At 57.8% G+C, this 12,458-nt stretch carries 12 protein-coding genes and 1 pseudogene; 4 read left to right on the forward strand and 9 right to left on the reverse strand.

Features of this window, described 5'->3' with window-relative positions:
* Positions 1-47: 47 nt before the first annotated feature.
* The 9 genes and pseudogenes from AGR2A_RS29870 to AGR2A_RS11260 all read right to left on the reverse strand — a co-directional run bounded on the left by AGR2A_RS29870 (position 48) and on the right by AGR2A_RS11260 (position 9,342).
* Positions 48-1,427, reverse strand: a complete 1,380-nt coding sequence (locus AGR2A_RS29870) for a hypothetical protein (protein WP_185933302.1) — start codon at positions 1,425-1,427, stop codon at positions 48-50.
* Between the two features lie 24 nt (positions 1,428-1,451).
* A pseudogene (locus AGR2A_RS30325) lies at positions 1,452-1,625 on the reverse strand (DUF6538 domain-containing protein); the annotation flags it as partial.
* Between the two features lie 379 nt (positions 1,626-2,004).
* Entirely contained in the window at positions 2,005-3,243 is a 1,239-nt protein-coding gene (locus AGR2A_RS11225; RefSeq protein ID WP_139786370.1) for a tyrosine-type recombinase/integrase, read from the reverse strand.
* 654 nt (positions 3,244-3,897) lie between these two features.
* Positions 3,898-4,371 (reverse strand): hypothetical protein, encoded by a 474-nt coding sequence (locus AGR2A_RS11235; protein WP_080822900.1) that lies wholly within the window; start codon positions 4,369-4,371, stop codon positions 3,898-3,900.
* Complete coding sequence (locus AGR2A_RS11240; RefSeq protein ID WP_080822901.1) at positions 4,361-4,981, reverse strand: hypothetical protein; 621 nt, start codon at positions 4,979-4,981, stop codon at positions 4,361-4,363. The genes AGR2A_RS11235 and AGR2A_RS11240 overlap by 11 nt, the downstream gene beginning before the upstream one ends.
* Positions 4,981-5,265: a hypothetical protein gene (locus tag AGR2A_RS11245; RefSeq protein WP_080822902.1), complete on the reverse strand. Its 285-nt coding sequence runs from the start codon at positions 5,263-5,265 to the stop codon at positions 4,981-4,983. Before AGR2A_RS11245 ends, AGR2A_RS11240 begins: the two co-directional genes overlap by 1 nt.
* On the reverse strand, positions 5,262-5,804 hold the full coding sequence (locus AGR2A_RS11250; protein WP_080822903.1) for a hypothetical protein: 543 nt from the start codon (positions 5,802-5,804) through the stop codon (positions 5,262-5,264). Before AGR2A_RS11250 ends, AGR2A_RS11245 begins: the two co-directional genes overlap by 4 nt.
* Entirely contained in the window at positions 5,804-7,696 is a 1,893-nt protein-coding gene (locus AGR2A_RS11255; RefSeq protein WP_080822904.1) for an AAA family ATPase, read from the reverse strand. The genes AGR2A_RS11250 and AGR2A_RS11255 overlap by 1 nt, the downstream gene beginning before the upstream one ends.
* A 200-nt stretch (positions 7,697-7,896) precedes the next feature.
* A complete protein-coding gene (locus AGR2A_RS11260) occupies positions 7,897-9,342 on the reverse strand; it encodes a hypothetical protein (RefSeq protein WP_080822905.1) in 1,446 nt (481 codons plus the stop codon).
* Between the two features lie 617 nt (positions 9,343-9,959).
* Between AGR2A_RS11260 and AGR2A_RS11265 the strand changes: the two genes are divergently transcribed.
* From AGR2A_RS11265 to AGR2A_RS11280, 4 genes are all read left to right on the forward strand, one after another.
* Positions 9,960-10,391 carry a hypothetical protein gene (locus tag AGR2A_RS11265; RefSeq protein WP_139786371.1) on the forward strand — a complete coding sequence of 144 codons (432 nt, stop codon included), beginning with the start codon at positions 9,960-9,962 and terminating at the stop codon, positions 10,389-10,391.
* Between the two features lie 111 nt (positions 10,392-10,502).
* Positions 10,503-10,817: a hypothetical protein gene (locus AGR2A_RS11270; protein ID WP_139786372.1), complete on the forward strand. Its 315-nt coding sequence runs from the start codon at positions 10,503-10,505 to the stop codon at positions 10,815-10,817.
* A 143-nt stretch (positions 10,818-10,960) separates the two neighbouring features.
* Positions 10,961-11,623 carry a hypothetical protein gene (locus AGR2A_RS11275; protein ID WP_080822908.1) on the forward strand — a complete coding sequence of 221 codons (663 nt, stop codon included), beginning with the start codon at positions 10,961-10,963 and terminating at the stop codon, positions 11,621-11,623.
* The gene (locus AGR2A_RS11280; RefSeq protein ID WP_080822909.1) at positions 11,623-12,441 is read left to right on the forward strand and encodes a hypothetical protein; all 819 of its coding nucleotides are present in this window, start codon (positions 11,623-11,625) and stop codon (positions 12,439-12,441) included. The genes AGR2A_RS11275 and AGR2A_RS11280 overlap by 1 nt, the downstream gene beginning before the upstream one ends.
* Positions 12,442-12,458: the final 17 nt, after the last annotated feature.

The following is a 12,458-nucleotide window of genomic DNA, read 5'->3' on the forward strand; positions in this document are numbered from 1 at the left end:
TCCCTTTATATGATTATTTTCCTATTAAATAGGATTATTTTCTTTTATCAGCAATCGCGGGCGTCGCTGACAATATCGCGCACCTTATCCATCTGTTCGGCAATTGAGATCAAGCGGAGATCGCTACCGCCGTAGTCATCCGCCGAGGAGCCGGAAGCGCGGCCCGTGATATAGAGCGCGGCTTTCTGGCTGACACCAGCAAACAAAGCGTCTTCGAATAGGTGACGGAAACCGTGGTTCGGGGGCGGCATGTTCTTCCGGTTTGGAAAGACCTTCTCATGAATCCATTCGCGCAAGCGCTGGTCCTCATTGACGCCGCCCGGAAAGAGCTTGCCGTCTGGCTGAGCTTTGACGAAATCAATAAAGCCCTCGCGGATCAACGCGCGATGCACTGGCACTTTCCGGTCCTTGCCCGTCTTGGTGGTGCGGCCATCGCCAACACGGATATGAATGAACCAATGGCCTTCAAGTTCGAATACATCGCGCTTTTCTAATACGGTGATTTCGTTCACGCGTGCGCCGGTATGGGCGATAATCCACGGTATCCAGCGGAAACTTGCACGGGCCGCAGAGCGTGCTGTCACCAATAGGTGACGCGCATCCTTGAGGGTATACGTCCGGTCGGCGCTATCCTTTGCTTCACCGACTGGCATTTCGAGATAATCGAAGGGCGTCCCCTTCGGCGTGGCCGGGAACAGCTTGCCACGGCTCTGTTCCTGCGCCCATCCAAGAATTGCCCGGATCGTTGCCAGCTTGTCCTTGATTGTTTTCCGGGAGAGCTTGCCAGCATCAAGCATAGCGTTGCGCCACCCCTCGCCTTCCTCAAGCGTAACGGTCGCAACGCGCTTGCTGCGGCGATGGTGTTCGAAGTCATGAACCACACCACGATACTTTTCTAAAGTTGTTGCGGACTTCACCTTACCACCTAATCCCATGCCGGTAAGGCGTTCTTTCTCGGCGATGACCATTTCGAATGTCAGGTTGTTGAAATCCGAGGCGTCAAGGTCTGCGGCGATTTCATCAGCCTCCACGGCTGCGGCAAGCAAGGGGTCTTCTGGCTTGCCCGTAAAATCACCTTCATCACGTTCCGCAACGCGGGCCAGTGCTTCAAGTTCGGACACACACAAGGCGCGTGCGAGCGTTCGCCACTCCGGGGTGCCCTTGATTACCGTAGTGTTGCCGAGACGGCGGAAGCGCTCAATTTGACGCCCTACGAGCGTTTCAAGGCTGTCGTTAGAAAGCCCGCCCGCAATGCCCTCACGCAAGAGTTCCACAAGCCTATCGTCCACAAGGCCCATCGCGTGGCGGTTATCTGTGTTTCGTAGTTCCGTATCGAAGGCGATACGCTGGTTATAATTTCGAAGGGCAATCTGTTCGACCGGGAGAGGATATCGGCCCGGCGTAATGGCCTCACCCTTGGCAACCATAGCTCGGCGTTCCGCTACGGCGATTTGCGCCTGAAGCTCGGAAACAGCGGCATGAAGGCGCGCTTTTGCCGTCCGCCTGTCAGGTCCAAGCGGCGTGCGAAGCTCTGTCTTGTTGTCGAGGAAAGGTCGAAGGTCTTTCGGGATCACGATGCGGGCGAAGAATCGACCGTTGCGATTGAGAAGGTATTTATCCGCCATGCCAGCCTCTTTTGTTACACGTTTTGTAACAGATGACTGTGCGAAACCCTATACAAATCAGCGTTTCCAGCGTTTTCAGGGGAAAACGATGGTCGGAGTGGAGAGATTCGAACTCCCGACCCTCTGGTCCCAAACCAGCGACACGACCGTCGTTTGCTGGATTCTTGGTTCCCGTTGAGTGGCGTTGGTTCCCTTTCGTTCCCCGACCGTTCCGTTGATACGGTGGCGGTTAGGTGGCGGTGCCACCCAACAATCGACCGGCTCTGTGAACCGTTGTCCACAGAAAGTCAAGTGAGTCCAAACTCTCAATGTACCTGGCGCTTGACGAATTCGTGTTGGAAGTCCTGCCACTCCAACTCGACTAAGGTGAGGTTGAATTTCATGCTCCAGTTCCTCCCACGACCTTGAGTTCGGGTTTCGCTCCCGGGCGCGGCCCGCGAGGCTTCTTGCTGTCGAGCGCCTGATGGACGGACGAGAATTCACCAGGGATAACCTGTGAGTAGACCTTCAGAATGATCTCCTCAGTCGTGGACATGTAGATCGCGACGTCCCTGACTGGCACCCCCATGCGAAGCAGCATCGTCACGGCGGTGTGCTTGAGGCTGTGTCTGTTGAGCTGTTCGGCGCGATCTTCTGGAAGGACCTCGGTTTTGAGTGTGTAGAAGCCTTTTCGGCAATCAACAGGCCGGCCCTGATATTCGATGAGATAACGGCATCCGGGCGTTTTTCCCGAACCTTGGTGCCACTTCTTCATCATCCTGAGCAATCGCGCCGGGATCGCGATGGGATCGGCGCGCTTATTCAGAGCTACGAACTCCCCAATGGCAGCGCGATAGAAGATTCCATTTTCGAGATCGATCCACGGCCGACCGGCTTCCTTCACGAATGAAGCGTTGCAAATGCGCGACGCCCGTGTCCCAGTCATCACGGCGACCAGGAGGAACTTCGCGATGTGCGCTGACATCCGATAGCTCTTCTTGCCATGCCATGTGTGGCGCTTGCGCATGGCTGCCTTATAAAGTGCGATCAGCTCGTCGACAGTATAGAAATGGACACGCGAAGGCAGCGAGTCAGGGATCATATAGTTGAGCTGTCCGTCGTACTTTTTCAGCTTCCCTTCGCTCGCTCCGAAGTTGACCATCGAGCGCAGGAGGATCAGTTCGTTTCGCACGACTGACGGCATCTTGCCTTTTTGGTAGGCTTCCGAGTTCTTTCGGTTGATCTCGGACACCATCTTCTCGCCCCAGAACGCCGTCAGGCGCTCCACCTGGCTGAGAAGCTCCTTGCGGCGCGGTTTCTCCATCTTGCCGATCTTTTCCTCGTGTTCGACGAGGTAATAGATGATCAGGTCACCAATCTTCACGAACTCGGCTTCAACGTTCACCAGACCCTGTCCGGCCTGCTGCGCGTATTGAGCGGTCTTGTAGTCGTGCAGTTTCCGCTCGGCCTCGTCCGCGGCTACTTGAGCCTCTTCAGGATTGCCGAAACTGCATCCTGTGTTGTGACGGGCTTCCCCGTCGGCGATGACGAAGGTACCACGGTGAGTGAGGCGGCCGGACGCGTCGTAGCGGGCGTTACGTTTGATGAGGTACGGTCCGTAGTGTTTTTGCTTCGGCATGCTTCAAGCCACTCCTCGATCTGAGCCAACGTCGTCTTGTTCTTCGAACTGGTATTCGTCGTTCCCAAAAGCCCGGCATTAACCGCTGTGCGCAGCGTCTTCGCCGACACGTTCGGCCCGGGGACGCTCAGGCTGGCGTTGTGAAACAACTCGCCTCCTAGCACCGGCAGGCATGCAGCCTGTTCGAGAGACAGCGGCTCGTTCGGATGGGGATCATGACGGCCAAAGCCACGTTCCGCTCTACGAAGGTCCCCAACTGCGCCCATGAGACGGTTCAGGGTTTTGGCATCGTCACGCTGCCACTGCCGAACGTTGGCATCCAACTTCTCCGTCTCGGCATTCATGCGGTCGATCACCGCATTCCAATCCGGCCCTGCTGTCTTTGTCTCGCCCATATCAACTCCAACGCGGTACTTACGTGGCGGAAAAAGCGCGTTGCGAGTTCGTTTGTCAACCGAAAAATTACAACCGCAAGAAATTTTTTAAATCCGGAACACGGGTGTTTCAAACGAGTTCTTGAATTAATCAATTCGTTGACAACTCAATGCGTTATAAGGTCTGTTTAACAAAATATCTAAAAATCTAATGACCCCAATATCAACACGATGAAAATTCAAGACTTCAACTTAGCCGCGTATAGACTGAAGTCTTGAATTATTTCCCTCTCGAGGCAAGCCATGCCGAGATGAAGGCGTCGATTTCGGAGTCTTCCATTCCGAAAATCTCGCGGACGTCCTCTCGTGGAATTTTGCCTTCTGCGGCCCACCTGGCGACGTCGGCGGGCCTGAACCCGACGGGCATCCCGTTGTCCCTGAGGACACGATACAGATCGCCGTAACTCTGTGCGCCTATGAGCTGACGGGCAATCAGGCCCGAGACCTCGAATCTCTGCCAGACGTCGACGACCGGCACACCACTGGCAACCTCGTCGCGCAGCGCATCGCACATAATCCGTCGCTTGACGTCGCCGTCGCGCCTCCACCGATGCTGACCCCACTGCTCGAGATCAACGACCTCCCTCTGTCGGCCGCACTCTCTCACATACGCCCGCGCGGCCGCCCGGATTTCCGTCGCCCGCCGCCTGCGCTGGTCGAGAATGAGGCCAAGATCATCGTCATCACTGGGCAAAGTCGAGACTCCGGAATTCGTCACGCAGCGCCTCATCGAGACCCCCGATCCACGAGCCAGCTCGCCACCAAATCAGTCGGTCGTGGACTTCATCGAGCCATAGCCGGTGATCGCGGTCGTCGACGCAAACAGGCATGAAGATGTTGGCGACAGGAAAGAACCGCTCGTGTTCGAGACATACCCGGATATAGGTCGCCGCGGCTTCCCAGATGCCGTCCCGATGCTCGCGCCAGACTCGTTCGCGTTCGGGATCGTCGGCTTCGCAGGCTTGGCAGCGGACACGAGCACGGTCTGTCGTGATCAGTCTGCCCGAGTTGCCGCACATCTCGCAGACGGATGCCGACTGATCGGCTGCGGCGTTAGTGATATCGAACACCCGCGTCATGACGGTCTCGGAGACGCCCTTGATCATGACGTCGGTGAAAATCGAGAGTTTGCCAGAGCGCTCTTTGACTTGCCGAATGGCGACCTTGCCATCTGTGACAGTGCGGATTTCCACGAGCGCGCGGCCGACAAGTTGGTGCCACCCATCGCCGACCCCCAGAGCGACGTCGGCCGAGAGGATGTCGCGGACCTCTCGGCGGATCGCGAGATCGTTTTCCAATCGCATCAGTGTCGGCTCCCCTTCACGGCCGCCTGAGCTGTCCCGACGATTTCTCCGATGCGCTGCAGCCCGTCCGCCGGCATGAGATCAGGGACAGCGCCGATTTCGATGACGAGGCCGTCGCTGTCTCGAATCCCGGTCACGATCATGAATGCGCGGATCGACGACGGGAGATCGCGGAAAGCTGCCAGCGCCTCGTGGATCGCAGGAAACCAATGTTCAGGGATATCGATGGCCGCCGAGGGGCTGATGATCGCACCGTAGATGTGATTGAGTTCGTCGGCGGTCATTCAATCATTCCTTCCGTGAGTTCGGCAAAGGTGCGCGGCGTGAAATCGACATCGGGCATATCGACGCCGACGTCGCGGGATCGACCGTAGCCTGGGAGCTTCCCGTGCGAATGCCCGAAAAAATGGAAAGCCCCGTAACCGGAACATGGCCACGTCCGGGCGGCGTAGTGAGATAGGAAGACCTCATGACCGCCGTCTCGTGTGCGCAGCGCGTGTTCGGGGCGGGCTGCCCAGTCGAGCGACGCCAGCGACGGGTGAAGGTTGCCGCGCTTGTCGACATCGTGATTCCCGATGATCAGATGCTTACGGCCCTTGAGGCGATCGAAAATCTCACGAATACGGTCGGCGTGCTTCGCCAGACCGAATGCGAAGTCACCCAAATGGTAGACAATGTCGTCGTCGCCGACGACCGCATTCCACCGCGAGATGATCGCTTCGTCATGCTCTTCAATCGAGGCGAACGCACGCGGCTGCATGCCGAGCAGGCGCTCGTGCATGAGATGGGTATCGGAGATGTAGAACTTTTTGACGAAGGTCATCACACCGCCTCCGACATCGTCGGCCCAAGCTCGTATGCGCGGACTGTCTCGATCACCTCGGTACCCTTCAAGCGTCCACGAAGAATGAGCAACTCGACCAGTTCGTCGACCGCTTCACGGTGCTGTTCAAGGATTTCGCGCGCACGAGCGGCCTGCTCTTGCAGCATCTCCTCGACGGCACGGGCCAGCGCCGGGTCCATCAGACGGGCGGAGGCCAAAGCCTTCTGGTCGCGGTGACCGGCCGACGACAAGCTGCCGCCCATCCCGAGCGTTGACAGCATGTATGTCGCCAGGGATGTTGCTTCCTCAAGATCGGCGACGCAACCTTCGGCGTGTGTTCCGTAGTACATGGTCTCTGCCGCCAAACCGCCCAGCTTTGCGCAAATTGCGTCGAAAAAAGCCGTACTGTTGCGCAGCTCTCCGTCGGGAGAACGGAATGCAGCCGCGCCAGCGACAGAAGCCCCAACAGCGTTGGGATCGAACTCTTGCGTGATATGCACGACAAGCAGGGTGCCGATACCGAGAACGTGACCTACGACGGCATGTCCGATTTCGTGGCGTGCGAGGTGGCGCATACTGTCCGGCGTGCGACGAACACGGGTCGGCAGTGCCGCGACGAGGTGACGTTCCTCGATTTCGGTGCGTTCGCGACGTGCCAGGCGACGGGCATCGCGGGCAACGCGCTCCAGGTCAGCGCCGCTCATGCCCTCGGTGCGGCGAAGATACGGGCGGAGGTCGAGATCGACACCAAGGTAGTCGCGGAGGATGTTCATGCGCGCGCCAGCATCCGGCAGGCCGAGTTCGATGTGGCGGTCGAGGCGACCCGAGCGACGGAGTGCCTCGTCGATGCCAGACGGATCATTGCAAGCAGCGATGACGATGACCCCCTCACGGGATGTCGCGCCGTCCACCAGCTCAAGGAGGCCGTTGACGACACCGCGCATCCATTCGTCAGACTTTCCGTTCCCAATGCTGCCGCGTTGGACAAAATTGTCGAACTCATCGACGAATACAATGCACGGCGCAAGCTTACGCGCCGTGTCGAACGCGCCGCGCATGGCCTTCAGAAGGTCGCCCTGATGACCGTCGCCGGTCGCAAGCCATGTCGAATACGATCCCACGACAAGACCGACGCCGCATGTTTCAGCCAGGGCCTTGGCAAACGTCGTCTTGCCTGTTCCGGGAGGACCCGAGAGCAGCAAGCCACCGTCAACATCAGACCAATCGATGATGCCCGCGCGGTAGTCAGCGATGTCGCGAGCCAGTTCAAGACCCCAAGTCTTTGCTTCGCCGTAGCCGTGGATGTCTTCGAGGCGGGGTGCAGACGTTTTCTTTTCGACCTCAGCCTTATCCGCCGACTTCTCGGAGTCTTCCTTTTTCTGGGCGGCGGCGAGGCGTGCGATAGCCTCCGACACAGGACGGCCGGCGAATGAAATCAGACGGCGACGTGAAGCAGGCATGGCGGCAAGAACGGTGGCGTCGGCATGCGTGATGCTGCTGCCGACCACTTCACGAAATGCCAGCTGGATGAGCTTTGGATCGATTTCGGCAATATCGACTACCGCGTCCGCGGCGGCGATCGTCGTGTGTTCGAGATACTCATCGCGATCGCCGCGTTCGATCAGGACTACGATACGTCCGCGAGCGATGCTGACATCAGTCAGTGCTTTGTCGCTCGCGACGATGACCGGTTCCTGGAAGCGCCAGTCCTCTTCTTTGCCAGACCAGGTTAATGCCGCATCCTTCCAGCAGACGGAAGACACTCCATCAGGGAGAACCACGACGACAAAGCACGCCAGGGCACGACGGTATGGGCGGAGATAACGGGAAATATGAAGGTCGGCGATGCGACGCTCTAACGACGACTGCGCGGTGGCCTTAGCCTTAGCCATGGTGTGAACTCCTGCAAATAGACGGATAGCAACGCTCCCCCGGAGGGGTCAGGCGGCGGCTATCTCTATTCGCAGGCTCTTGGACATGACTTCGGCTCGTGTTTCGCGGTCAACTTATTTGCAACCATGCCGCGTGCAGTTGAGATTGTCAACGCGGCATGCGTGGTCAGATCGATCGCACGGTTAATGACGTGCGATCGTCAGTACGGGATGTCCTCGTCGGAAGCCTCGGCGAACTTGGTGGGTTCGGGCAGACGTTCATCATCGTAGCGCGCTGTTGCCCGAGTCACTATCTCGTCGAGGGCGACCCTGGGTGCCTTTGGCCTGGATGCAGTGATCGGGATATTTACGACCGAGGTGTGTTCGACGACCTCGATATCCATCCATTTTCCGGCAACTCCAAGGACTTCGAAGTCTCGCTTGTCCGCCCAGAACTCCATGACATCGTCCGCACCGACCTTGTCGATCAGGTTCATGAAGTCGCGGCCGGTCATACCGACGATATAGTCGTCGGGGCAAGACGTCGCGCCGTGAATGTCGGCTGACCACAGACCGAAAATCCGATACGCAGGCGCTCCGATGGCAGTCTCCGCCTGTCGGAACCGCGTCAATGACGGATAGAGCTTTCGCTTTTCGGCAGGCATCGCGCAGACCTCTTCGGTCTGCTTTGCAGCCATTTCTGCCGCGATCCACGCGGGCTTGACTCCACGCAGCCTCTTCGCGGCACTTCCAACCACGATCTGGAGCTTTTCGTCCTCGAACGAGATGGAAATCGGGAAACGACGGCGGACGCCGGAGATCGCCGATAGATCGTTGCCGACGAGTTGCAGTGTCTTGTCGAGCACCGACGTCTGGGTCTTCTCGGGCATTCCGACGAAAGCCCGGAATTCAGACTTTGTCATCTCCGGCACCGAGCGAAACAGACGATGCTTGCCTGCTTCCAGGCACAGCTTGAGATAGAGCGGGAACGTGAACTTGGATTCGAACCGGGACAGCGCGTTAAGGTCTACCCAGGCGTAGTCTCGGCTCTCTCTAACGGCGAGCTTGAGAGCCGAAGGCAGACGGAAAAACACTTCGTTGTAGCCGCGCAATGCCGCGAAGTCGTCGGTGTCGTGCAGCAACTCGATCATGCTCATGCGGATCGTGCCACGAGCGCCCTCCTGGTTGAGACGAAGCGTCATCATCGCCCCAGCCAGGCGTTTGATGGCTTGCTTGGCACGGTGAAGGCTGTTCAGCCCAAGGTACGCGATGACGTCGCTTAGCTTGATCGAATGCGTGTCGCGCTCGATGCCCTGCTTGCGGGCTTCGGCGAACAGCCGCCAAAAAACCGCGATGTCCCCGGGATACAGCTGCTTCGATTCGATAGACATTGTCTCTATGACGACCCGGGGAATTTCGACGCGCGGCGACGAGGTGTTGTTCGTGTAAACCGCTTCTGCCGACAGATTGCCGCACTTGAGGCCGCCGCGCTGATGTCCCCGGATGATGTCGTCGCCCGTGGTCTTCCAGACGTATCCCTTTTCAAAACCGTCTGCGCGCTCGTGGACAAACAGGGAGCCGCGCTTGCCGTGCATCTTGTGCCGACGAGGCTTGCGCTTCGATGCGACTTCCATTTCTTCGAGCGATGTATTGACTGGCTGATGCACGACTTCTGTCTCCCCGACTGTTATAAGTGTGCTTGTCGGCGGAGCATCGCACAAGACTATCAACGTGGATTTTTCACTATTGCGATGATTTTCTCCACCCCATCACGATTCTTTGGCAAGTGAGATAGGTGGTATAATCTTAGTCAACTGTACCCTGTATTCCTGGGACGCTGATGTATGTTTAGATTGAAGCCTCGATAGCGAATATTGAAACCGGGTTCATGATTCAAAATCATCTGGTTTCACAGGGGCTTCGCCGTTTTAAGAAACGGGTCGCTTCGCTCTTCTTTTGTAAGTCTGCCCTTCGGCGAAGCTTGGCGCAAGCGGAGGCGTCCGAGTAATCAAATGCGCGGAGCATGATTTAGATAGCAGACTCGGTTTATAGGGTTCGGTTAGCCATTTAAAGGGTTTCAAGATTCGCTTTTCTCAGGAGCCGGTCATCCATTTCGGGCGGAGCGGCGGAGCCCTCTAGTGCGCCAGCTCGTTTTGAAATAGCATTCTACATGTAGAAAATAAAATCGTGTTCTACATGTAGAAATTTGTTGTGCTTGGTTTGGCCGATAGGCAGACTTCCACGTAGCAACTGAAACATGTTTCTACATGTAGAAGGGAATGTGATGACAAACATTGAGATCGAGGAACCCGCCAAAAACGTTGACGACGAACTGGGCCTACTTAAAGAGCTGCTGGGCGACGAGCCTGCCCTCCAAAGCAAACCCTCAGTGAAGCGCAGTTCAGTTGGACTTGCCGACATGACCGACGCCGAACACCGCGAATACAAGGCTCGGAAACAGGCGGAACGCCGTGCGCAGCTAAAGGCACGCGAGTCTTCGGGGAGCGTGAAGTTCGACGCTAATTCGACGCGAGAAGCTCTAGCAGATGCAGCCCTTCTGATCTTGGCGACCGGCGGCCCGGGTGCCGACGCTATCGACGCTTATCTCGCGAAAGTGTTCCATGACCAGGTCGGCGCTCCACTCACGATCAAGACGTGGGCGCGTTCCGGAAAGCTCAAGCCCAAGCTCATGCACATCGCACGCAACTCGCATTGATTTGAGAATGGGACGCCGATGTCCCATTTCCGATTTGAAAGACATCGTTTGTCGCTTGCATCGAAACGCCGTTTCATCGGTGCGGGAACGCCGTTTCGGGAGACATGCGACATGCCAAGAGATTTTTTCAAGACGACAGAGCGCCAGAGGTCTTCGGCGCAGCGGACGCGCAAGCGTCGAGCAGACGTGGGAAAGCCGCAGCCTGTGGCAGTTGACGAGGCTCTTTCCGCCGCCGTGAAGGCCGAGCTTAGACGGATCAAGGTGTCCGGTGACAAACTCTCGAACACATCCGATGTTCTCAATACCATATTCGATGGCGCACTGGATCATCTCGTCGACGTCCGTGGTCTCGACCGACAACAATCCTGGTCCGCGTTGTCCTCTCGTCTGATCAAGCGCCGTCGGTATTCCCAGCCTCCGCGCTGACACTATTGGTCCCGTTTCCCCCCATTACTCCTAAACTGTGAATCGAGATTCCGCAAAAACACGGCGTTTCATCGGACGCCGTGGGTCTTCTTATGATCCGCCGGTCGACGTAGAATTGGCGTATTCGCCCGAGACCCATTGGAATGCCGACATACACGAAGTCCTCGACACCTGCGGCAGACGCCGCGCGCCTCAATCTCCTCGAAGAGAAGGTGCGCAACCTCGATCCTGGCGAAGGTGCTGATCTGACGGCTCTCACGGCTGCACTCAACCGGCTCTATGACATGACGATGCGTGGCGGCACGCACGGCACTAATCCGGAAGGAGACGTTGACGGCGAACTCGGCGACAGCCTGTTTTGGTTCCGTCAGCAGTCTTTTAGCGAGACTGCGCGCAAATCTATAGTGACCGTAACATTCGGCGACACTGACGGACTCGATCGTGTCAAAGACATCCCGTTGCTGCATCAAGTTCTGGGCGTCGATGTAGGTTGGACCTTCGCAAAACCTTCTCCTAGCGACAATCAGAACAATTACTCTTTAGCAGGTACAATCTTCAGCTCACCGTCCGACCTTTCCGACATTCGTGCCCGAGGCCAAACGATACTGGGGCTGATGTTTGGTGGCGGTGTCACGACCTGGCAGGATTTCATTGATGCCCACGGCAGTATTTTTCGAGCAATCTACGGCAACGCATTTTCTTTCGATCCCGACGCATCGACCAAGTCGCTCTTGAGCATCATCCGCAGCCTCGAGGCAAAGATCGTCGATCTCGAGTCTCGTGTCGAGTGGCTGGAGAAACATTGATGGCCGTTGACGTCTTCACCGATCTCTCTCGTCACTTCCGCGCCCTCGAAGCGGACATCGTGCGCGCGGCCGCAGGAACCCTGAACTCGGCTATGTTCGATGCGCGAGCCCAGATCATCGACAACTCGAAGCGGACGTTTGACCGTCCTAAGGACTGGACGACCTCGAGGGCATGGGTGTTCACGCAGGCCAAACACCAAGACGGACCACGCATGTTCGCCGAGCTGCGCGCGAAACCGGAGCAAGCCAAGGTGCTCGGATACCAGATCGACGGCGGAGAACGCCGCAAGGGCGATCCGGGTGCCACGCGCTATGACGTGCCGGTCGGCGCGGACGTCGCGCACACAGACCAGTTCGGCGGCATCGCTCGTGGTGCGCTCAAGAAGGCCGCAAAGATCGCCGCCAAAGAGAAAAAGGACCGAACGACGCTCAAGGCCCGTCGTGTCGCTCTGCGGGCGCAGCGCATTGCCGCGACGTCGGACAAACAGCGCGCCCGGGTCGGCATGCGCCTGCAACCGCTGAAATGGATCGCGAAATCACGCGGCGCGGCTGGTACCTTCTTCGGGACCGTCGGCGGCGTGCGAGGCTACTGGGCGCGTCCTGAGCGCTCGCCTGCTGCACCTAGTCGCCGCAAGGGTCTCCAGTCCGTGAGATCGATCGGAACTCTCAAGCTCGTAATCGCCTTCGCCGACAAGGCGAAGTATCACAAAAAGCTCAAGTTCGCGGACGTCATGCTCCGCGCGACGCGGTCGAAGATGAACGCCGCGAACTTTGCCCGGGAGCTGGCGCGCGTGCAGGCCCGCCGCTCGTCGCCCTGAAACGCCGTTTTGTCTCT

Origin of the sequence: Agrobacterium genomosp. 2 str. CFBP 5494, assembly GCF_900013495.1 — a bacterium.
In the GTDB taxonomy this organism is placed as follows: domain Bacteria; phylum Pseudomonadota; class Alphaproteobacteria; order Rhizobiales; family Rhizobiaceae; genus Agrobacterium; species Agrobacterium pusense.